Annotated in this window: 18 protein-coding genes; 11 read left to right on the top strand and 7 right to left on the bottom strand. The window is 62.9% G+C overall.

Annotated features, from left to right (window positions below; all coding sequences use genetic code 11):
- Positions 1-11: 11 nt before the first annotated feature.
- Positions 12-1,445, top strand: a complete 1,434-nt coding sequence (mltF, locus tag R3E49_RS12585) for a membrane-bound lytic murein transglycosylase MltF (protein ID WP_371295378.1) — start codon at positions 12-14, stop codon at positions 1,443-1,445.
- On the opposite strand, the gene tadA is transcribed toward mltF, so the two are convergent.
- The 3 genes from tadA to R3E49_RS12570 are packed head-to-tail and all read right to left on the bottom strand — an operon-like array spanning position 1,440 to position 6,035.
- Complete coding sequence (tadA, locus tag R3E49_RS12580; protein ID WP_371295377.1) at positions 1,440-1,892, bottom strand: tRNA adenosine(34) deaminase TadA; 453 nt, start codon at positions 1,890-1,892, stop codon at positions 1,440-1,442. The two genes, mltF and tadA, sit on opposite strands and share 6 nt — an antisense overlap.
- On the bottom strand, positions 1,889-3,943 hold the full coding sequence (locus tag R3E49_RS12575) for a tetratricopeptide repeat protein (protein WP_371295376.1): 2,055 nt from the start codon (positions 3,941-3,943) through the stop codon (positions 1,889-1,891). The genes tadA and R3E49_RS12575 overlap by 4 nt, the downstream gene beginning before the upstream one ends.
- Complete coding sequence (locus R3E49_RS12570; protein ID WP_371295375.1) at positions 3,933-6,035, bottom strand: tetratricopeptide repeat protein; 2,103 nt, start codon at positions 6,033-6,035, stop codon at positions 3,933-3,935. The genes R3E49_RS12575 and R3E49_RS12570 overlap by 11 nt, the downstream gene beginning before the upstream one ends.
- Before the next feature lie 149 nt (positions 6,036-6,184).
- On the opposite strand from R3E49_RS12570, the gene R3E49_RS12565 reads away from it, so the two are divergent.
- Genes R3E49_RS12565 through R3E49_RS12555 form a run of 3 tightly spaced genes read left to right on the top strand, consistent with a single transcriptional unit; the run spans position 6,185 to position 9,178 of the window.
- Positions 6,185-6,874, top strand: coding sequence for a TetR/AcrR family transcriptional regulator C-terminal domain-containing protein (locus R3E49_RS12565; RefSeq protein ID WP_371295374.1), 690 nt, complete (start codon positions 6,185-6,187; stop codon positions 6,872-6,874).
- Position 6,875: 1 nt separating this feature from the next.
- The gene (locus R3E49_RS12560; RefSeq protein ID WP_371295373.1) at positions 6,876-8,279 is read left to right on the top strand and encodes a flavin-containing monooxygenase; all 1,404 of its coding nucleotides are present in this window, start codon (positions 6,876-6,878) and stop codon (positions 8,277-8,279) included.
- Positions 8,276-9,178: an alpha/beta hydrolase gene (locus R3E49_RS12555; protein ID WP_371295372.1), complete on the top strand. Its 903-nt coding sequence runs from the start codon at positions 8,276-8,278 to the stop codon at positions 9,176-9,178. The genes R3E49_RS12560 and R3E49_RS12555 overlap by 4 nt, the downstream gene beginning before the upstream one ends.
- A gap of 5 nt (positions 9,179-9,183) precedes the next feature.
- Here R3E49_RS12555 and R3E49_RS12550 read toward each other — a convergent pair whose 3' ends face one another.
- From R3E49_RS12550 to R3E49_RS12540, 3 genes are all read right to left on the bottom strand, one after another.
- Positions 9,184-10,428 carry an ammonium transporter gene (locus tag R3E49_RS12550; RefSeq protein ID WP_371295454.1) on the bottom strand — a complete coding sequence of 415 codons (1,245 nt, stop codon included), beginning with the start codon at positions 10,426-10,428 and terminating at the stop codon, positions 9,184-9,186.
- Between the two features lie 175 nt (positions 10,429-10,603).
- The gene (locus R3E49_RS12545) at positions 10,604-11,437 is read right to left on the bottom strand and encodes a Coq4 family protein (protein WP_371295371.1); all 834 of its coding nucleotides are present in this window, start codon (positions 11,435-11,437) and stop codon (positions 10,604-10,606) included.
- A 111-nt stretch (positions 11,438-11,548) separates the two neighbouring features.
- Positions 11,549-12,685, bottom strand: coding sequence for a helix-turn-helix domain-containing protein (locus R3E49_RS12540; RefSeq protein WP_371295370.1), 1,137 nt, complete (start codon positions 12,683-12,685; stop codon positions 11,549-11,551).
- Between the two features lie 208 nt (positions 12,686-12,893).
- Here R3E49_RS12540 and R3E49_RS12535 point away from each other — a divergent pair, with 208 nt between their 5' ends.
- From R3E49_RS12535 to R3E49_RS12515, 5 genes are all read left to right on the top strand, one after another.
- The gene (locus R3E49_RS12535; RefSeq protein ID WP_371295369.1) at positions 12,894-14,594 is read left to right on the top strand and encodes an amidohydrolase family protein; all 1,701 of its coding nucleotides are present in this window, start codon (positions 12,894-12,896) and stop codon (positions 14,592-14,594) included.
- A gap of 20 nt (positions 14,595-14,614) precedes the next feature.
- A complete protein-coding gene (locus R3E49_RS12530) occupies positions 14,615-14,824 on the top strand; it encodes a hypothetical protein (RefSeq protein ID WP_371295368.1) in 210 nt (69 codons plus the stop codon).
- 14 nt (positions 14,825-14,838) lie between these two features.
- Positions 14,839-15,045: a hypothetical protein gene (locus R3E49_RS12525; RefSeq protein ID WP_371295367.1), complete on the top strand. Its 207-nt coding sequence runs from the start codon at positions 14,839-14,841 to the stop codon at positions 15,043-15,045.
- 249 nt (positions 15,046-15,294) lie between these two features.
- On the top strand, positions 15,295-16,923 hold the full coding sequence (locus tag R3E49_RS12520) for a flavin-containing monooxygenase (RefSeq protein WP_371295366.1): 1,629 nt from the start codon (positions 15,295-15,297) through the stop codon (positions 16,921-16,923).
- A gap of 200 nt (positions 16,924-17,123) precedes the next feature.
- Positions 17,124-18,170, top strand: a complete 1,047-nt coding sequence (locus R3E49_RS12515) for a magnesium transporter (RefSeq protein ID WP_371295365.1) — start codon at positions 17,124-17,126, stop codon at positions 18,168-18,170.
- An 18-nt stretch (positions 18,171-18,188) separates the two neighbouring features.
- On the opposite strand, the gene R3E49_RS12510 is transcribed toward R3E49_RS12515, so the two are convergent.
- Positions 18,189-18,461 carry a TMEM165/GDT1 family protein gene (locus tag R3E49_RS12510; RefSeq protein WP_371295364.1) on the bottom strand — a complete coding sequence of 91 codons (273 nt, stop codon included), beginning with the start codon at positions 18,459-18,461 and terminating at the stop codon, positions 18,189-18,191.
- A 283-nt stretch (positions 18,462-18,744) separates the two neighbouring features.
- Between R3E49_RS12510 and R3E49_RS12505 the strand changes: the two genes are divergently transcribed.
- The gene (locus R3E49_RS12505; protein WP_371295363.1) at positions 18,745-19,977 is read left to right on the top strand and encodes an HD-GYP domain-containing protein; all 1,233 of its coding nucleotides are present in this window, start codon (positions 18,745-18,747) and stop codon (positions 19,975-19,977) included.
- 10 nt (positions 19,978-19,987) lie between these two features.
- Positions 19,988-21,268, top strand: coding sequence for a putative bifunctional diguanylate cyclase/phosphodiesterase (locus R3E49_RS12500; protein WP_371295362.1), 1,281 nt, complete (start codon positions 19,988-19,990; stop codon positions 21,266-21,268).
- Positions 21,269-21,275 lie beyond the last annotated feature (7 nt).

Genomic DNA, 21,275 nt, shown 5'->3' with positions numbered 1-21,275 from the left:
AGAATCCGCACATGACCTTGCAAAAATCACTGTGGCTGCTCGCCTTCGCCACCGCCGTCCTGCTTTCCGGCTGCTCGCGTTACGATGCGCTACAGCAGGTGCTCGCGGATGGCGAACTGGTGGTCGTCAGCCGGAACAGCCCCACTACGTTTTACCTCGACAAGAACGGCGCCGCAGGCTTCGAGCACGATCTGGCCCAGTTGTTCGCGGAGGAACTGGGCGTGAGCCTGCAGATGGATACTGCCTATAGCCTGGGCGGTATTTTTCGCCGCCTGCAACGCCGGGAGGCGCACTTCGCGGCGGCGGGCCTGAGCCTCACGGAAGCGCGCAGCGCGACGTTCAACCACTCGACCCCCTATGCCAGCCTGGTGCCCCGCGTCATCTACCGCACGGGCCGGCGCAAGCCCTCGGGACTGGACGACATTCAAGGCCTGCACCTGGTGGTGCTGGCGGGAAGCAGCCACGAACAGACACTGCAGGAACTCAAGTCCGCCGCCTGGCCGGAGCTGAGCTGGGAGGCCGTGCGCGGCGCCGACACGATGGAATTGCTGGAGCGGGTAGACAGCGGCGACGCAGACATCGCAGTCATCGATTCAAATGAGTTCCGCATGCAACAGAGCCTGTATTCCCGCCTCGACGTCGCCTTCAACCTGGGCAGTGAGCAGGATATGGTGTGGTATTTCCCCCCAGGGGACGAGTACACCGCACTGATTGAGCGCGCCGATGCATTCCTCACCGCGCTGCAGGAGGACGGGCGTCTGGAACAGCTGCGGGAACAGCACTTCGGGCACAACACTGTGCTGTCGCGCGTGGGGTCGCACGTCTTTGCCCGCAATATCCGCAGCAAACTGCCCGCCTACAGCAAGCTCATTCGCCAGGTCGCGGAAGAGTACAAGCTGGACTGGCACCTGCTGGCCGCCATCGCCTACCAGGAATCCCACTGGGACCCGGAGGCCACCTCCCCCACCGGTGTGCGCGGCATGATGATGCTCACTGGCCCCACGGCGCGGGAAATGGGCGTCAAGGATCGGCTGGACCCCCTACAGAGCCTGCGCGGGGGAGCCCGCTACCTGAAGAATATACGCAGGCGCCTGCCAGCGGACATCGACGAGCCGGACCGGACCTGGCTCGCGCTGGCTGCGTATAACATCGGGCTGGCACACCTCGAAGATGCCAGGGTGCTGACCGAGCAACGCGGCGGCGACCCCCATCTGTGGAGCGACGTGATGGAAACGCTGCCTCTACTGCAGAAAAGAGAACACTACCGCAATACGCGCTACGGCTATGCGCGGGGCAAAGAGGCGGCGAATTTCGTCCAGAACATCCGTCACTACTACAGCATCCTGCAGTGGAAGGATATGTCCGCCAATCAGCCGGGCCAACCCCTGAACCCGATGCAGTTCCTCCCGGCCGCACTGCAAGGGGAACGCTTCTTCGCGCTATGAGCGTCGGGCGCGAAAAAACGCCTGCAAACGCTCACTGGACGCCTCGGCCAACACCCCTTCCTCCCAGCGCACCTTGTGGTTGTACCAGGGTGATTCCAGTAGCGCACACTGACTGCAGACGACGCCGGCGCGCGGCTCGCGCGCCGCAAAGACCAGCAGGGCGATGCGCGCATGTACCAGTGCGCCCGCACACATACTGCAGGGCTCCAGGGTGACGTACAGCGTTGCACCCGGCAACCGGTAATTGCCCTGCGCGCGGGCCGCGTCGCGCAAGGCCACGATTTCCGCGTGGGCGGTCGGGTCCGCATCGCTGATCACACGGTTCCAGCCCTGTCCCAGCAGCTGCCCGTCGCGCACCACCAGCGCACCCACAGGCACTTCGCCCTGGGCTGCGGCGCGATCCGCCAGCGCCAGGGCCTGCTCCATCCAGAGGCGGTGCTCACTCATTCTGCGACATCCTTTGCGTCCAGCAGCCGGACGCCGCCGTCAGCCGCTATTGCCAGTGCCGCAGGCGGCAGCCCCGCGCAGCGGCGTTGGTGCATGGCGGCATAAGCAGCCTCGAGGTTGCGCGCCATTGCGCGACCGTCGAACAGCGGGCTGCTGAGCCGCTGTTCGGCCAGGCGCTCACGCAGGGACGCGAGTGCGGCAGGGTCCGTCGCCAAAGAGCGCGCACGCTGCTCATAGGCATGCTCCGTGGTGACTATCAGCTCGGGCAGACCCAGCGCGTGCAGGAGGCTTGCTGCGACACGCCCCGCGAAGGCCTCCCCCATCACTGTCAGCAGCGGCAGACCCGCCCACAGCGCGTCGCTGGCCGTGGTGTGTGCATTACAGGGCCAGGTGTCGAGAAACAGGTCCGCTGCGCGGTGCCGCGCCAGGTGCTCCGCCGCCCCGATACGCGGGACGAATACCAGGCGCTGCGGTTCTACACCGTGACCCAGTGCCGCCTCGCGTAGCCGCATCGAGGCCTCTTTGCTGTCCTCCAGCAGCCAGAGCACACTGCCCTCCACAGACTGCAGCAGCCGCATCCAGCAGGCGAAGGTTTCAGGCAGGATTTTGTAGCTGTTATTGAAGCAGCAGAACACGAAAGCCCGCTCCGGCAGGCCCAGCGCAGCGCGACTCACGGGCTCGACCGCGAGTGGGCGACGCGAGTCGTTGGCCTGGTAACAGCCCGGCAGGTAGACCAGCTGTTCACTGTAGTGCCCGCGTTGTGAAGGGGGAACGACTATCTCGTCGGCGATCAGATAGTCGTGATAATCCGTGGCCATGGTGCCCGGATAGCCGAGGTAGCTCACCTGCACCGGGGCACAGCCGGCAGCGAACAGGCCCGGGCGCGAGTCGCGCGTGTAGCCTTTCAGATCAACGGCAATATCGATACCCAGTTCACGCGACAGTGCGGCCACCTGCTGGTCCGTCATGGTATTGACATCGATAAACCGGTGGAACGCGGCGGCAAGTCGGGCGCTGGCGGCGTCCTCCGCCACGGGACCAAATCCGAAGCCATAACACTGAACGTGCGCTCCACTGTGGGACTCCAGCGTCTCCAGCAGCAGGTGTGTTGTCGCATGCTCGCGGAAATCAGCCGAGTAGTAAGCCACTTTGATCGGTTCACCCGCAGCGGCAGCCGGGAACGCACCCAGGACTGAGACGCGTGGATAGCGCGCCTGCGCATAGCGGGCCGCGGCCTGCCGCTGCAGCATCGGCGAATCCAGCAGGGCCAGCACCGGAAACGGTGGTGATATCGCCTCACCCGCCGCAATGCCCTGCTGCAGGCGTGCAGTATCGGCCGCCAGACCGGACCAGTCGCAGACTTTCATGCGCGTGTGCAGCCAGGTGCCGAACAGGAAGGGGTATCCGGGGCGCAGCTCAAGGGCCCGCTGGTAGCTCTCTGCCGCAGGCACCAGCGCCTGCAGGTCGGCAAGCGCCTTGCCGCGGTTACACCAGGCCTGGCTGTGGCGGGTATCCAGGGCGAGCGCCCGGTCAAAGCTCGCCAGGGCATCCGCCGGGCGGCCGAGATCCAGCAGGGCGTTACCCCGGTTGTACCAGGCATCCGCATAGTCGGCCTTGCAGGCGAGGGCGCGGTCGTAACTGTCCAGTGCCGCCGCTACCCGGCGCAGGTCCAGCAGCGCATTGCCGCGGTTGCTCCAGGCCTGCGCATAATCGGGCTTCAGCGCCACTGCCCGATCGAAACAGGCAAGAGCCGGCTCCAGCTGGCCCGCAGCAAGCAGCGCATTACCGAGATTGAAATGCGCCGGGGCCACGCCGCCGTCGATTTTGATCGCCGCCTGCAGCCACTGTATGCCTCGCTCGGTATCCCCCAGTTGCAGCGCCGCCACCCCGCGGAGGTGAAGACTGTCGAAATGCCGCGGTCGCACCGCCAGCACCTCGGCGTAGAGCGCGCTGGCGCGAGCCGGCTGTCCACCTTGGTGCAGGGCAACCGCCTCGCGATAGCGTGCCTGGAGTGCCGGTGGCAGGGTTCCTTTCGATGTCTTACGGCTCAAGGTGAATATCCTGCTGTGCAACACCGCGGCGCCGGAAATCCACCATGGTCCTGTAAGCCTGTTCCAGCTGCCGGGCAAAACCCTGCGCATCAAACAGGGGGGAGCTGGTACGCGCTGCTGCAAGCTGCGCGCGCAGGTGTGCGCGGCGCCGCGGATCGCAGGCCAGCGCGATGGCGGTCTGCACGTAGTCGGCAAGGTTGTGTGTCACCAGCTCGGGCAACTCCACTGCATGCAGCAGACTGGCTGCAACCCGGCTGGCAAATCCCCGTCCAGCGAGGGTCAGGACCGGCAGCCCCGCCCAGAGCGCGTCACTGGCGGTGGTGTGCGCGTTGCAGGGAAACGTGTCGAGAAACAGATCGGCGCAACCGTGCCGGGCCAGGTGTTCCGCCAGGGGCACACGCGGCGCAAACACCAGACGCTGCGGGTCCAGCCCGGCTCGCGCGGCTTCGCGACGCAGGTTCGCCATGGCGTCGGGGCGCCCCTCCAGCAGCCAGAGCACGCTATTCGGCACCGCCTGGAGAATCTCCACCCAGGCGTGGAAAACCTCCGGCGTCAGCTTGAACACTGTGTTGAAAGCGGCAAACACCAGCGCGTCTTCCGGCAGTCCCAGCGTCGCCCGCGCCGGCGCCTGCTGCGGGATCGGTCGCTGACTGTCATTGCACTGGTAACTGCCGGGCATGAACACGATGTGCTCGGGGTAATGCGCGCGCTGCTCTGCGGGAATCAGCACTCGATCTGCGATCAGGTAGTCGATGTGGGGACAGCCCAGCGTGCCAGGGTAGCCCAGGTAACTGACCTGTATCGGGGCGGCACCCCAGGCAAAAATATCCATGCGCTGGTCCCGCGTGTAGCCTTTCAGGTCAACCGCCACATCAATGCCCAGCTCGCGGGATCGCTGTGCCACAGCCTCGTCACCCAGCTCGCGCACATCCAGAAACTGATCGAATGCGGCTTCGAGCCGGGTGCGCATCGCGTCCTGCACCGGCGGTCCGTAGGAAAACGCTATCAGCTCAAAACGCTCGCGGTCATGCAGCTCGAAGAGCTCGGCAATCAGGTAGGCCGTCGCATGCGCGTGAAAATCGGCAGAGAAATAACCCAGTCGAATACGCTCGCCCGGGGCCGGGGGCAGCGCATACTCGGGCTGCGGTCGTTGGCGAACGCGCTGCGCGCACCACTGGCGGGCAAGTTGGGACTGCAGCGCTGGATCATCGGTCAGCGTCAGCAGCGGGAACGGGGCGCTGCACAGCACGCCGCGCTGCACGTCCTCCAACAGCTCACTGATTTCGGCGTCAATACCCTCCCAGTCACACAGGCTCAGGCGGGCGTGGAGCACGGCGCCGCGCAGGTAGGCAAATTCAGCAGCCGCAGTGCTGGCGGCCAGCGCCTGGCGGTAGTCTGCAATGGCCGCGGAGAACTCGCCATTTTCCTGATGCAGGTGGCCACGGTTGGCGTGCGCCAGCGCCAGGCCGGGCTGAAATGCCAGCGCCCGACTGTAACTGGACTCCGCTGCTGCGGTGTCCCCCAGGTCATGCTGTACATTGCCGCGATGACACCAGGCGCTGGCGGAAGCCGGGTTCAGCAGCAGGGCCTGTTCCAGTGCCGCCAGCGCCTCCTCACCGCGGCCCAGCGCGCGCAGCGCCGCGGCCTGCCCCACCCGAATATCCGCATCGCGGGGCGCCAGGCGCGCGGCGCGCTCAAATCCGGCGAGCGCCTCGCGGTAACGCCCCAGCTTCTGCAGCGCGCTGGCACGGTTGAACACGGCCTCCGCAAAGTCAGGCTTGAGCCTGAGCGCGGCGTCGTAGCCCGCCACGGCCCCCTCCCACTGCCCGAGGTGCTGCAGTGCATTGGCGCGATTGGAGTAAAACGCGGGATTGCCGGGACTCAGCGCAATGGCCCGGTCTATCTGGCGCACCGCATCCTCGGCGCGCCCGCACTGGAAGTCGATCAGGCCAAGCAGATGCAGGGCATGGGCGTGACGCGGGTGCTTGCGCAGAATCTGCCGGTAGCGCTTCTGCGCCTCCTGCAAATCGCCTGCCTGATGTACTGCGAGCGCTTGCTCGAAACGGGCATCCAGCTTGCCGCCGCTTCCCATAGATCCACTCGTTGCATGACCGTGAGCGGCGCATTATGAACTGCCTGTGCGTTCGCCTCCAGTCCGGTGCCTGCAAAGCCATTGGCAGGCGCACCGCTCGAAACCCGAACCGATTTCTTTTCCGAATATAATTCGATATTATTGGCGGCATGACGCCGTCACTCCGAAAACCGACCCCAGGCCGCCGCGGCAGACCGCGCCGTCTGACCCTGGATGCCATTGTCGACACGGCCTGTGACCTGCCTGCGGGCAACCTCGACATGGCCAGTATCGCCAGCCGCCTCAAGGTGGGTGTCGCGACGCTGTATGGCTATGTGGAGGGGCGGGAGCACCTGCTGCGCCTGGTCGCCGAGCGCAAGGGCCAGCTGCAACCCATTGTCGACCACGGCCAGTCCTGGCAGGACATCCTGCGCGAACACGCCCGCAGCACTTGCCAGACCGCGCTCGACTGGCCGGAGCTGGTCAGCCAGATCATGCAGGGGGGCGTGTTCGGTGATGTGGAAGCACAGTACCTGGAACAGCTGATTGCGCTGCTTGGCAGCCGCGGCTTCACCCCCGGCAGGGCGCTGGAGCTGTACTACGCGGTGAATCAACTGGTGTTGGGAGCGGCCGTCACCGGCAACTACCTGAAGGCAGTGGCCGGCGACGGTGGACATGAAGCGGTGCTCAGTCGCTTTGTGCACAGCCAGCCGGAGGGCGCCCTGCCGCTACTGCAGCGGGCTCTCGCAGACAATCCGCAGCCCGCGGTGCTGGGCGATTTCAACACGGCGCTGGAGCACCTGCTCGCCGGCTGCCAACCCGATAACCCAGGCAACTCGCCATCTGGACGGAGCAAGTAAGATGAACAACGGATTTCGACCGGCCAACAACCGTGGCCCCCTGTGCTGCGTGATCGGTGCCGGCCCCAGCGGACTGACCACGATCAAGCGCTTGAAAGAAGGCGGCATCGCCTACGACTGCTTCGAGGCCTCGGATAATATCGGCGGCAACTGGTACTACCGAAATCCCAACGGGATGTCAGCCTGCTACCAGAGTCTGCACATTGACACCTCAAAATTTCGCATGGGCATGCAGGAATACCCGGTACCTGAGGACTGGCCGGACTATCCGCATCACAGCGAGATATTCGACTACCTCAACGACTACACCGACCACTTCGGATTGCGCGACACCATCACCTTCAATACCCGCGTCGAGCGCGCGCACCGTGACGACAACGGCCTTTGGTCTGTGACCACCAGCGATGGCGAGACACGGCGCTACGACGTGCTCATTGTGGCGAACGGCCATCACTGGGACCCGCGCTGGCCGGAGCCTGCCTATCCCGGCGATTTCGCCGGCGAGCAGATTCACGCGCACAGCTACAATACGCCCTTTGACCCCATCGACATGCGGGACAAACGGGTGCTGGTCGTGGGGTCTGGCAATTCCGCCATGGACATCGCATCGGAACTGTCGATGCGCTTTATGGCCAGCACACTGCACATCTCCATGCGGCGTGGCGTGTGGGTATTCCCCAAGTACATCAATGGCAAGCCCGGGGACAAGAACATGCTTCCGGCCTGGGTGCCGCGCAAAATCCAGCACTGGTTGATGAGCCGCGTCGTCAAGCAACAGATCGGCAATCCCCGCGACTACGGCCTGCCCCAGCCCACGTATCAACCCTGGGAGGCCCACGGCACGGTGTCCGGGGAATTCCTGCAGCGGGCCGGCTCCGGCGATATAAAAGCGCGTCCCGGCATCGAGCGCATGGACGGTCACACGGTGTATTTCACCGATGGCAGCAGCGGTGACTTTGATGTCATCGTCTGGTGCACCGGATACAAGATCAGTTTTCCCTTCTTCGACCAGCCGCAATTCACCGCGAGCGAGGACAATCAGCCGCCACGTCTGTTCAAACGCATGCTGATACCTGGCGTCCCCAACCTGATCTACATGGGCCTGGCGCAGTCCCTGCCCACCCTGGTCAACTTCGCCGAGCAACAGTCACGCTGGGTGGTGCCTTACCTGAATGGCGACTACGCCCCGCCCTCGGAAGCGGAGATGGAGGAGATGATTGCGGCCGATGAATCCTTCTACCTGCGGGACTACTATCCCAGCCCCAGGCACACGATCCAGCTGCACTTTGACCACTATGTGGGGCGCCTCGACAAGGAAATCGAAGCGGGTTTGAAGCGGCGCAGAAGTGGACACGCCCCGGCAGCCTTACCCGGCGACGCTGCGCAGAAGGCCAACGCCGCGTGAACAGCGTTACGCGCAGCGACCTGACATTCCGCAGCGGCAGCGATGATTGCGCTGCCTGGCTATACCGGCCTGACACGCAGACTCCGGTACCCGGTGTGGTCATGGCGCACGGCTTTACCGCCGTGCGCGACCAGCGTCTGGATGCCTACGCCCAAGTCTTCGCCGAAGCGGGCCTGGCCGTGCTGCTGTTTGACTATCGCCATTTCGGCGCCAGCGCCGGTGAGCCGCGGCAGTTGCTCAGCGTCAAGCACCAGTTGCAGGACTGGGACGCCGCGATCGCCACCCTGCGCGCGCAGCAGGGTGTCGATCCGCAGCGTATCGCATTGTGGGGCACGTCCTTTGGCGGGGCGCACGTACAGGCAGTGGCGGCGCGCGACCACGGGATTGCCGCCGTCGTGGCACAGATTCCCTTTTGCTGGGCAGAAAAACCGCAGCAGAAAGTGCCTCTCGGGAAAACCCTGAGGCTGCTGTTTGCCGCGCTCAGGGACAGCCTGCACGGCGCCCTGGGTCTATCTCCACATTACATCCAGGCTATTGGCGATCCGGATGACCATGCAGCAATGACGTCGCCCGGAGCGGCTGCCGGAATCGCCAGTATCACGCCCGCCGATTCCGGCTGGCGCAATCGCGTTGCAGCCCGTTTCGTGTTCCAACTGGCGACCTACAAACCCGGCCGGCAGGCGGGTGATATTCGCTGCCCCATTCACTACACGATTGCGGAGCAGGACGCCTTCATCTCCCCCGCGACCATCCGCGAGGCTGCGTCACTGGCCGCGGACGCGGAAATCTCCAGCTACCCCTGCGGACATTTCGGCGTTTATGTCGAGCCCCTGTTCAGCACGGTCGCCCGCGATGAAACCGCTTTCCTGGTGAAACACCTCACAGCCGGTGCAGACTAGCGGGGCTACAGGTCGTAGCCCCGTTCATCGTGCAGGACAAGGTCGAGGCCGACCGTTTCCTGTTCGGCGTCAACCCTGAGGCCGATAAGGCGATCCACCAGCTTGAACAGGAGATAGCTCACGATCGCCGTATAGGCAAAGGTTGCCACCACGCCCGTGGCCTGCACAGCAAGCTGCCCGCCTATTGAGCTGATGCCGTCGGAGAATCCATTGCCGCTGAACAAGCCCAGGTTGGGCGAACAAAACACACCCGCCAGAAGGGTACCGAGAATGCCGCCCACACCGTGCACAGGAAAGACATCGAGGCTATCGTCAATTTTCAGCCGGTTCTTCAGCGTAATTGTGGCGTAGTAACACACAACGCCAGCGGTAAGGCCGATAACCACGGCCGCTGCGGGACCGACCGAGCCGGACGCCGGGGTGATCGTACCGAGGCCGGCAACCATCCCCGTTACGATGCCCAGCACTGACGGCTTGCCGTGACGGATCCATTCCATCGTCATCCAGGCCAGAGACCCACAGGCGGCCGACAGGTGCGTCACCAGCATCGCCATCGCAGCGCTGTTGTCTGCAGCCACTGCGGAGCCGGCATTGAAGCCAAACCAGCCCACCCAGAGCATACCCGCACCGGTCACCGTCATGGTCAGGTTGTGTGGCGGCATGGCAACGCTGCCGAAACCGCGACGCGGACCAAGCATCAGCGCAGCGACCAGGGCCGCTACGGCGGCGGTGATGTGCACCACGGTGCCACCGGCAAAATCCTGCAGCCCCATGGCCCCGAGCCAACCGCCACCCCAGACCCAGTGGCACACCGGCGCATACACCAGCAACATCCATGCGGCACTGAACAACAGCATGGCGGAAAACCGGATACGCTCGGCGAAAGCACCGACGATCAGCGCCGGTGTAATCACCGCAAAGGTCATCTGGAACATGACAAACAGCGATTCGGGAATGTCGCCGGCATTGCCATCCATGGCGATCCCGGCGAGAAAGAGGTTACCCAGGTCACCGATCCACGGACCCTGCTCGACCCCGGAAGAGCCGAACGCCAGGGAATACCCGGCGACAAACCAGAGCAGTGACATCAGTGCCGTCAGCGCAAAGCACTGCATCAACACGGAGAGCACGTTGCGCACCCGCACCAGTCCACCATAGAACAGTGACAGACCCGGCAATGTCATAAACAGCACCAGCGCCGTGGCGGTAAGCATCCAGGCGGTATTGGCACCGCTGGTGTCTGCCGCCATGGCGGCGTGTGCGGGAAACAGAAACAGAAACAGAAAAAAGACGAACGGAAAACGTAGAACGGAACGCATCATAATTATTATCGCTTATGGGAGGGCAGCGGAATTATTACATATGGACATGCCCTGACAAAAGCGCCCCGTCTTCGCCGCGCAACAACCGCTCCGGGACAGCGGCTCAGGCCGCGTCGAAGTACTCCCCCAGCGACCACATGGTGTCCTCGAAATCCGGACTGTGTACCACGCCCAGGTGTTCGCGCACTTCTTCCACTGTCCACTCAAACATATCTTCATAACGTGGCATGAAAAGCGGCGTGTTCAATTGCTCACCGATGCGATTGCCCTCCCCCAGGGCCTTGTACAGCGGGGGCAGCAAGTGCGGATAATGGCAGCCGAAGCGCGACATACCGGTAGCGACCAGCAGGGTGGAAACCACCGAAATATGTTCACCGAGTTCCTGGCCAAATGTTTTGAGCAGGTTTGTGGTGCGCGCAGCAATCAGCGCGAACTCGCCCAGCGGGTCATAGCGATAGCCCACCACCAGGTGCTCGATATCATGGGTCTGGCTGTGCCGGCGATGGAAGTAATCGTAATCTGTGGCGGTGCTTTCAAAGGGCAGGAAATCGGCCTGCAAACCCTGTTCAGCGAGCATTTTCTGGTATTCCCGACCCAGCGTACCCTCCGGCAGTTCAGCCAGGGCCTGCAGGTCGTGGGGCACCAGAAAGCGGGCTTCAAACCACGCATCGAGTTCGCTGTCACGGGCCCGTGCCTCGGCAAACAACCGGTTGATTTCATCGACATCATCCAGTTCACGGAAGATATCGATGATCTCCAGCGGGCCACCGTAATGGTCCATATCCGGACCATTGCGACGCAGCGATTCCACGGCCACCCAGTGACGCAGTCGCGGGTGATTGAGATACTTCGATGTGCTGCTGAGCATGGTAGTGGTGCCGAGCCGGCGGGGATCCAGCAGGCGTTGATTGGCGGTATAACTCGGTACGTCAGTCATGAGGCTTCCCTGGTGTGTTGCTGTTGTCGTTATTCTCTTTATTAGAGAACAGCAGGATTCCCTGTGGAATGGAGGATACACCGGAGGCGTTGCACAATTTCCTGCGCCCGGCTAGCGGTTGCTACCGCTGCGCACCTGCGACGGCGACCACCCGGTCAGCTGCTTGAAACGCCGTGAGAAAAACATGGGGTCGTCATAGCCGACCTCCGCTGCAATAACCTTGATGGGCAGCTCGGTACCCTGCAGCAGCTCGCGGGCGCGGCGCATCCGCAGTTGGTCGCGCCAGCGCATGAGGTTGTCTCCCATCTGGATCTTGAACAGGGCCGTCAGCGTCGAAGGCGCTGCACCTGCCGCATTGGCGACCTGCTCCACGGTCGTTTTCTCGTGATAGTGCGCCAGCAGAAAATCCCGGGCGGCGAGCACCCGACGATCCAACCCCGCGTCGTCGTTGGCCGGTGCGAGCTCCTCACGCAGCAGGAGAATGTGCTCAAGGAGATTCAGGTGCAGCGCCCTGCCCCGCTGCCCCGTAGTGTGCGCGATATCGATGATGCGCCGAAACGATTCCGCAAGGTAGCCCGCCATGCGTGCGTCCGCTACGGCCAGAGGTTCGGGCAGGGCCGTGCTATCGACGTCCTTTAACCAGGGCATCCAGCGTTGCGGCGGATAAAAAGCACTGCTGAATACGCTACAGGGGCTGCTATCGGGCATCCGGCGCAACACCACGTCAGACTCGGGCGGCAACAGCAACAACGCGGGAGCACGTCCTCCCAGCGTGATATCACCTGCGGGATGTTCTATACGACATGCGCCGCGCTCGGCGAACAACAACAGCCACGAGTCTGGCGGGCTGTGAAGCGGGCGCGGGTAGTCTACGGCGGGCGCGGGCAACAGCTCGATATGACTGCTGACTACCTGATGGGCCGCGAGGAACCGGTGGTACAGATGCGACCAGATACGGTTCTGGAACTCGCGAGCCAGAGTCGGATCGGCGCGCCAATCGAGGGTGTCCAGCGACAACCCCAGTTCAGCCAATGTGGCGTCCAGCAGCTCACGGCGTGCCGCTCGATCAAACTGATCAATGCTGATCATCTCGGTGACTGGCAGGGTGAGTGTGTCGCCCAGCTGATCAACAAACTGCCGCGTCTCCTCAACGAAAGCGAGCTCCGCGTCCTCCGAAAGCAACGCGGCGACGAGTGCACGGGCAAGCGATACCGGCGCATCCATCGCCATGTCGTCATCTTTCGTCACCGGGCAGCTGAGCCTCGTGTTAGTGCGCGCGTTCATCCTACCCTGCCACCGCGCGCCAGGCGAGTGATAACGGCTGGGGGCTGCCCCGGGAGGCGGCGCCATGGCCTGCCCAGGCCTGTAGTGCAATCCTCCATGCACTCTGTTCGATTTGATATGGCCCTCAACGACCACACGACCTAAAGTGCCCTGCTGACGAGGAGGCTTGCGTATGTATCAACTAAAAATAAGCAACGCTCTGGTCTGCGATGGCACCGGCAGCCCGGCGTATCACGGCGATGTCGCCATCCAGGACGGGAAGATTGTCGCGGTGGGCACGCGCCTTGCCGGCGATGCCGCCACGGTGATCGACGCGAAGGGTCTCGTGCTGGCACCGGGCTTTATCGATTCGCACACCCATTTCGACGCACAGATTACCTGGGATGGGCTGGCCACGCCGTCACTGGAACACGGTGTGACCACGGTGATCAACGGCAACTGCTCCTTGACCATGGCCCCGGTGCGCGCGGAACACCGCGCGTTCGTGGGCGCCGTTTTCCGGCAGATCGAGGAGATGCCGGCGGCGGCATTCGATGCCGGCATGCGCTGGAACTGGGAAACCTTCGAGGACTATCTCACGTCCTTCCGGGATGCGCTGGGAATCAATGTAGCTACACTGGCCGGACACAGTATGCTGCGCCTGTGGGTAATGGGCGATGCCGCCCGCGAGCGCTGCGCCAGTGCTGCAGAGATCGCCGACATGCAGCAGCTGTTGCGGCAGTGCCTGCACGCTGGCGCCATCGGCATGAGCACCAGCTGGGTCGATATTGACCACGAGCACCGCCCGGTACCCTGTCGCCTGGCGGCGCCGGAAGAACTGGACGCGCTCTGTGCGGTCCTCGGGGAGCACGGAGCGGTGATGCAGGTGGTGCCCGAGTTCTGGGATCCGGATCTCCTGTGCACGCGCATCGATATTCTCGGTGACCTGTCGCGACGTCATGCCATCACGGTGACCTTTTCTCCGCTGTTCGACTCCAATGCCACGCCCGATCTGGTGCCACGGGCACTGGAGCGGGTGCGCCTGCAGGTCGCACACGGAGCGCGAGTTGTGCCGCAGATGCAGACGCGGCCCATTGATGTCACCTTCGAGTTTGACGTGCCCACCTCGGTATTCAGTTCCCGGCCAACCTGGTGGGCGACGATCCTGAAACCCGCCGCGGAGACCCTGCGCGACTTCCAGGACCCCGATGTGCGCCGGCAGCTGGTCGATGAGGCCTATAACGGCACGCACCCGATCGCGATGGAGGTGCACTTTCCAGAGTTCGTGGTCAGCCGCTGTCATTTACCCAGGAACAAGCCCCTGGAAGGCAGGCGCCTGAAGGATATCGCTGCGGAACGCGGCTGCGACCCCGTGGAACTGATGCTCGACCTCGCCGTCGAGGAGTCATTGCAGACGCGCTTCAGTGCCGTGTCCGTAGGACACAACAACCTCGAGCGCATTGCGGGCCCAATCAGCGACCCGCTGGTGCAGGTCGGCTCGGGTGACGGCGGCGCTCACGTGACCCGTTTTGCCACCTACGGTGACACGGGGTATCTGTTCAGCCGGTTTGTGCGCGATGCCGCGGCACTGACACTGGAGCAGGCGGTGTTCAAGCTGACCGGGCAGATCGCCGACAACTGGGGGCTGCAGGATCGCGGACGCATTCGGCCCGGCCTGGCTGCCGACCTGGTGATCTTCGACCCGGAATGTATCGACCGAGGCCCTGAAATAGCGGTAGAGGACCTGCCCGGCGAGGGCTACCGCTACCTGCGTCGCGCCCTCGGGGTGGAGCAGGTTTTCGTCAATGGCAGTGCCGTCTACTCTGCGCAGCAGGGCTACACCGACGCACGCAGTGGCCAACTCGTATCCGGCCGGGCGCGGCGCGCCGCCTGAGAACGCAGAGGAGCGACACCATGCAAACCAACATCGTGCCGGTAAGGCCCTGGACCTACCCCCGCGAAGGCGACGACTGGCAGAGCATCGCGCGCCGGGAATTCCCGGAGCGCCCCCTGGACGAGGCCATCGCCGACCTGCAAAGCTGGAACCTCTACCTGGTGTTCCGCCCCGCACCGGCCCGGCTCACCTGTTCCGATATCGTGTTTACCGGCCCGCCGACCGCGTGAATCCCGGCCCGGTAGTGAGTGCCATTCAGCTCACGCCGACCCACGACGGTGAGGCCGCCTGTGCGGTCGAGCTGACCTTCCCGGGCGGAGGCCGCTCCATGGTGCAGCTCGACAGCGCCGGGCTGGCGAGAGTCATGGCGCAGGCCGACGTACACAACCTGTCAGGTCTGGTGGGCCTGACCTGGACAGTGCTGCTCTCGGCACGGGACCCGGCACAGTAATAACCCCAAACCTCCGTGTTCCGCAACGTTCCTGGCGCCGCAGGGTTGCCCCTGTTCAGCGCCGGGAATAAGATGTCGCAGACAACTTGATTGTTTGCATCTAGCAAGTATACTGATCCGGCGCAGGCTGGGCGCGGCCCCGCCCACAGCCCGCGGGGCCCAACACCATCAACCGCAAACGGCACTGGCCGAAACACGGTCCCACCGGCTACATTGCGTAGATAATTTTATAAAACGAGGAACACAGCTATGACCACCCAGCAGCAACCTGATTTTGACGCCATTGCGGTTGGTGCCGGCTTTGCCGGTCTCGCATTGATTCATTACCTCCGGGAAGCGGGTCTTTCCATCCGCGTGTTCGATCGCGCATCCGATATCGGCGGCACCTGGACCTGGAATCGCTATCCGGGCGCCATGACCGACAGCGAAAGTTACTACTACTGCCTTACCTTCTCCAAAGAACTGCTGCAGGAATGGTCCTGGACACGCCGTTATCCCGACTGGAAAGAGACACACGACTACATGCGCTTTGTTGCGGACAAATGCGACATGTGGCCACACATTCAGCTCAACACCGAGATTGTTGCAGCCGAGTACCAGAAAGACAGCGGCCTGTGGAAGGTCATCACGGAGAGTGGAGACACGTTCACCTGCAAGTACTTTATCAGCGCCATGGGGATGATCTCCGAGCCCGTCATCCCGAAGATCAAGGGCATGGATACATTCAAGGGGCCGCTGTTTCACTCGTCGCGCTGGCCGGAAGGCATTGACTACGCCAACAAGCGGGTGGGCATCATCGGCGCAGGCGCCACCACCGTACAAATGCTGCCGGTCATGGCCCAAACGGCCAAGAGTGTTACGGTTTTTCACCGGACACCCAACTTCATCCTGCCCGCCATGCAGGCGCCCATGACCCCGGAGTGGGAAAAGGAAATCAAGGAAAACTACGATGAAATCGTAGCCAAGTGCCGCAACCACATGTTCGGCATGGCCTTCGACACCGCCGAAGGCCGCCTTGCCGTCGAGACGTCGCCGGAAGAGCGCGAGCGCATTTTCGAGGAAAAATGGACCGGCAGTTTCCGCTGGGTCTTCGAGACTTTCGAGGACCTGCTCTCCAGCCCGGACGCCAACCTCTGGGCCTCGGAGTTCATTACCCGCAAGATGCGGGAGCGCATCGAGGACCCCGAAATTGCCGACATCCTGGTGCCCAAGCCCGGCGAGTACCCGCTGTTTGCCAAGCGGCCGCCGCTGGATCACGGTTACCTTGAAGCCTACAGCCGCGACAATGTGCATCTTGTCGACATCGCCGACCGCGAGCCGATCGTCGAAATTACCGAAACCGGGATCACGACGACCAAGGGCCACCACGAGTTTGACATCATCGTGCTCGCCACGGGCTTCAAAGCCTACACCGGGGCCCTGGAAGCGTTCCCGATCCGCGGCGAGAGCGGGCAAACGCTGCGCGACAAGTGGCAAAAAGCCTCCAAGTCCATCATGGGTGTCTGCGTCGCGGACTTCCCCAACATGTTCGTGGTGACCGGACCGCAGGCGCCGTTTGCCAATCTCCCCACCTCCATTGAGCAGAACGCCATCTGGATCAAGGACTGTATCGAGAAGATGGAAAAAGAGGGCTACGACACCTTTACGCCGCGCCCGGAGGCAGAGGATGCCTGGACCGCGCACACTGCGGAAATCCACGAGCAAACGCTCATGGCCCAGGGGGACAAGGTCAACTCCTGGATGATGGGTGCCAACCTGGAGGACAAGGCACCGCGTGTGCTGATCTACTTCGGCGGCGCCAATGTGTACTACGACAAGATGCGGGACTCGGTGGATCAGGGCTTCCCCGAGTTGGAGTTCAGCAAGCGCGTGGCATGAAGCAATCCCGCGGTGGCGCTCTCGCACCCATCGCGTGATATCACCTTGAGTAACCCCCGCCTGGCGGGGGTTTTTTATTGTGCGGGCACAAACGTTACCGGTTACTCCGCGGTGCGGCATACAGCAGAGGGGAAAAACGCTTACACTCTGCATAACGCCAACACCCCGCTTCGGGCCAAGCGCCCGACAGGTTGCCTGACATGCACAACGCCAATGCCGAGCACCATAACGAGCATCCCCCGCTGACGCCGGAATCCCTCACCCTGACAGAAGGGCTGAAGGGCACCGTAGATCTCCTGATGGAACCCGCTACCGGTTTTCTCAGCCCCGAAACCACAGTCGCCGGCGCCCTGGATTATCTCGTTCACGCGCTGCCCAAGGGCGGCATCACCTATCTTTACGTCGTGGATCGCGAAAACCGCCTGATTGGGGTTGTGGCGATGCGCGACCTGCTGCTGTCACGTCCCGGGCAGACCCTGCAGGAGGTCATGACAGGGTCGCCCTTTGCGTTTCGGCCCGATACCGACATGGCAGAGGCCATGCAGGCAGCACTGAATCGCCGCCACCGCCTGTACCCTGTGGTCTCCGAGGAAGGAATCCTGCTTGGCCTGGTCATGGGCTGGCGCCTGTTCCAGCATCTGGCCACAGAACTCAGCGCCCAGTCAGGCAGCATGGTGGGTGTGGACAAGGAGGAGCGCAGCCACACCCCCATTCTGCAGGCATTTAAAATGCGTCACCCCTGGCTGCAGGTCAATCTGCTCACTGCGTTTGCCGCCGCCTTCGTGGTCGGCATGTTTGAGGACACCATCACGCGCATTGTCGCCCTCGCCGCATTTCTGCCCGTGCTCGCGGGCCAGAGCGGCAATACGGGGTCCCAGGCGCTGGCAATCACCCTGCGCGGCCTGACCCTGGGTGAGCTGGCCGACTATCCCGTGCGCAGGCTGCTGCGCAAGGAGATCACCCTTGGAGCGCTGAACGGCTTTGCTGTCGGCCTGGTCGCAGCGGCGGCCATGTGGGTGTACGCCGTCAGCACGGGGACCGAGCACCCCGCCATACTCGCCCTGGTTATTCTCGTTTCGATGATGGGCGCCTGCGTATGCAGTGGCATATTCGGCGTTGTTGTGCCACTGACACTGCGACGTTTCGGCGCGGACCCGGCGATGGCGAGCAGTATATTCCTCACCACGTTCACCGACGTGCTGGGCATGGGACTGATGCTCCTGCTCGCGACGATGCTGCTGATGTAAGACTGGCGGCGGCCCCGGTCAGGCCCGGTACAGGGTCACCGCTCCAATGGCAATAAAGCCGACACCCGCGATGTAGTGCAGGTAGCGTTCGTTGATATAGCTGCTCAGCACGCTACCGGCCAGCACACCCAGCGCAGATGCCACAATCAACGCGGCGGAGGCTGCAATGAACACCGTGTACTTGTTGACCTCGCGGTCAGCGGCAAACAGCATGGTCGCAAGCTGCGTCTTGTCACCCAGTTCCGCGACGAACACAGCGGCGAATATCGTCAGAAATACCTTCCAGTCCATCGTGCTGAGTTCATCCTTTCAGCGAGCACATAACGCGAGGGCACAGCGAGCCTCCCCGACCTGCGTGCATTGTAGCGCGGGCCTCAGCGGCAGACTACACACCGGCCTGCATACGGGTTGCGCGTACGCCGGGGAGCCGCCATGATCAGTCCATCACACTGACGGTCACACCACCAGGGAGGGATGGCAGGCTGAACCACCGGGAAGCATCTAGCGATGACGGCGTGGCAATGCCGGCGATGTCGTACTAGGATGAAGCCCCACAGTAAAGCCTGTACACGTGATGATAGAAGTCGTAAAGGTCTATGTTGCTGACTTGAAACCGGGCATGTACGTCTCGGGTCTGGACCGTCCGTGGCTGGAAACGCCATTCATTCTGCAGGGCTTTCGCATCACCTCGGAAGAGGATATCCGCAACCTGCGCCGGCACTGCCAGTACGTATTTGTCGACATCGAGAAAAGCCGCCATGTCGACTACGCGCTACAGCAAAAAAAACGCGTGCAGCGCCCGAGACTATCCCGCGAAGCCATGTTCCCAAAACGGCGACTGGTTACGTACACGGACACGACGGACTGGGCGGAGGAATACCCGCGCGCAGAGGAAGCGGTACAGCAGCTTTCAGACGGTCTGGAGGAAGTATTCCAGCATGCCCGGGACGGGGCAGCCGTGGATGTTGTGCGGGTAAAGCGCTCGGTGGAGCCAATGATCGACAGCATCTCGCGCAACCCCGATGCCTGTATCTGGCTGGCCCGGCTGAAAGAGCAGGACAAGTACACGTATCAGCACTCGCTTGGCGCGTCCATCTGGGGTGTGGCGCTCGGTCGGCAACTGGGCCTGCCCCGATCCGACCTGCGCTCACTGGCCATCGGCGGCCTGCTCTTTGATATCGGCAAGCTACGTGTCGACCCGGCGCTGTTGAACAGCGACCATGAGCTGACCAGCGAGGAGCTCACTGCGGTGCGCGAGCACGTGCGGCACGGCGTGGCGATGATGGCAGAGACAGGACTCATGAACAGCGATGTGCTGGATATGGTGGCGCATCACCATGAGCGTCACAACGGTTCCGGTTACCCACAGGGATTGAGCGGCGATGCCATTCCCATCTTTGCCCGCATCGCCGGTATCGTGGACTGCTACGATGCCATCACCAGCCACCGCAGCTACGCGCGGGCAACCTCACCCTCTGCCGCGATCAAGATGCTGTACGACGTCAAGGACATCGACTTCCAGGCCGAGCTGGTTGAGGAGTTTATCCAGGCGGTTGGCATCTATCCGGCGGGCACATTGATTGAGCTGTCCTCTGGCGAGGTCGCGGTGGTCGTGGCCGAATACCGCACCCGGCGTCTGCGGCCGCGCATCATGGTTGTACTGGATGCCGACAAGCAACCACTCACCAGTGTACGTATGGTGGACCTGCTCCACGAAACCGAAGACAGCCAGGGTAGACCCCTCGACATCGCCAACAGCCTGGAGCCAGGGGCCTACGGCATCGACATGAACAGCATTCATCTATAGCCGGCGCGCTGTGAATCTTCCCCCACCCGTCGCCGACCGAAGCACGTTTATCTCAGCGTTGGAGGCGGCGATCACCCTGTCCAGCGAGCACGGTGAGCACACCGGGTTGTTGTTGATCGACCTGTCCAACCTGCGCATCATCAACCACCGGCACGGCTTCGAAATCGGCGACTACCTCCTGAAGGAAGCTCAGCAGCAGCTGCAGGCCCTGAGCAAGCTGCCAGACAACGTGTACCGGGTGTCGAACAAGACCTACGCTTTTCTGCTGCCAAGGCTCACCCATCCGGCCTTCGTCGCGCTCGCCGTAAACCGCGTGCAGCGCACGCTGGAAGAGTCACTGATCATCGACGACGATATTCTACCCGTTGATCTGCGACTGGGGCTGGCCGTCAGCCGCGGCTCGACCCAAAGCGCACTGGCCATGCTGGTACGCGCTGAGGACAGCCTCGCGCAAACACGCCAGGGCAAACCCCTGCAGATCGATGAGGCCATTCAGGAGCCCCCCGTTGCGGAGCGCAGACTGCCGCTGGAGCAGCGTTTTGCCGAGGCGCTTTACGACAACGCCTTCGAACTGCACTTCCAGCCGAAAATCGACCTGCGCACCGGCAAGGTGTACGGCGCCGAGGCGCTGATCCGCTGGCATCTACCCGACCACGGTTACGTCCCTCCCGAAGAACTGATCGCCCTGGCCCTCGTCTCCGGACGCAGCTACGAGCTCACGCGCTGGGTTATCAATCGCGCGCTGCGCTACCAGCGCGAGTGGAAAGAGGACTTTACGCTGCCTCTGGCGATCAACCTGCCGGCGGATCTGGTCAGCAGCCCGGACCTGGCGAACATGCTGCAAAGCGCGCTGGCAATATGGGGTGCGGACCCCGCCAGTGTCACGGTCGAGATCACCGAGGGTGCGGTGATTGAAGACAAGGAAGCGGGGTTCCATAACCTCGAGCAGCTGCGTTCGCTGGGCCTCGGTTTATCCATTGACGATTTTGGTACCGGCTTTTCATCCCTGTCCTACTTCAAAGAAATACCGGCGACGGAAATCAAGATTGACCGCTCGTTCGTCATGCGCCTACTGGAAGATGAGCAGGACCAGAACCTGGTGAAAATCATTATTGATATCGGGCACCTGTTCAATCTGGAGGTGGTTGCCGAGGGTGTGGAGGACAGCGCAACCCTGGATATCCTGCGCGAACTCGGCTGCGATATCGTTCAAGGCTTCCTCTTTGCACGACCCATGCCCGAAGCGGAACTGCGGGAATGGCTGCGGGGACGCGAGATCCTGGCCAACTGAATCCCGG

Origin of the sequence: Haliea sp., from assembly GCF_041395985.1 — a bacterium.
Taxonomy (GTDB): domain Bacteria; phylum Pseudomonadota; class Gammaproteobacteria; order Pseudomonadales; family Halieaceae; genus Haliea.
The sequence above is the reverse complement of the archived record's forward strand: the minus strand, read 5'-3'. Positions and strand labels throughout refer to the sequence as shown.

What these genes read in the sequence shown, in the direction of transcription:
- mltF (WP_371295378.1), top strand. Translation starts at nt 12, where the DNA reads ATGACCTTGCAAAAATCACTGTGGCTGCTCGCCTTCGCCACCGCCGTC.
- R3E49_RS12520 (WP_371295366.1), top strand. Translation starts at nt 15,295, where the DNA reads ATGACCACCCAGCAGCAACCTGATTTTGACGCCATTGCGGTTGGTGCC.
- R3E49_RS12545 (WP_371295371.1), bottom strand. Translation starts at nt 11,437, where the DNA reads ATGACTGACGTACCGAGTTATACCGCCAATCAACGCCTGCTGGATCCC.
- R3E49_RS12550 (WP_371295454.1), bottom strand. Translation starts at nt 10,428, where the DNA reads ATGGCGGCAGACACCAGCGGTGCCAATACCGCCTGGATGCTTACCGCC.
- R3E49_RS12535 (WP_371295369.1), top strand. Translation starts at nt 12,894, where the DNA reads ATGTATCAACTAAAAATAAGCAACGCTCTGGTCTGCGATGGCACCGGC.
- R3E49_RS12505 (WP_371295363.1), top strand. Translation starts at nt 18,745, where the DNA reads ATGATAGAAGTCGTAAAGGTCTATGTTGCTGACTTGAAACCGGGCATG.
- tadA (WP_371295377.1), bottom strand. Translation starts at nt 1,892, where the DNA reads ATGAGTGAGCACCGCCTCTGGATGGAGCAGGCCCTGGCGCTGGCGGAT.
- R3E49_RS12515 (WP_371295365.1), top strand. Translation starts at nt 17,124, where the DNA reads ATGCACAACGCCAATGCCGAGCACCATAACGAGCATCCCCCGCTGACG.
- R3E49_RS12565 (WP_371295374.1), top strand. Translation starts at nt 6,185, where the DNA reads ATGACGCCGTCACTCCGAAAACCGACCCCAGGCCGCCGCGGCAGACCG.
- R3E49_RS12560 (WP_371295373.1), top strand. Translation starts at nt 6,876, where the DNA reads ATGAACAACGGATTTCGACCGGCCAACAACCGTGGCCCCCTGTGCTGC.
- R3E49_RS12570 (WP_371295375.1), bottom strand. Translation starts at nt 6,035, where the DNA reads ATGGGAAGCGGCGGCAAGCTGGATGCCCGTTTCGAGCAAGCGCTCGCA.
- R3E49_RS12530 (WP_371295368.1), top strand. Translation starts at nt 14,615, where the DNA reads ATGCAAACCAACATCGTGCCGGTAAGGCCCTGGACCTACCCCCGCGAA.
- R3E49_RS12510 (WP_371295364.1), bottom strand. Translation starts at nt 18,461, where the DNA reads ATGGACTGGAAGGTATTTCTGACGATATTCGCCGCTGTGTTCGTCGCG.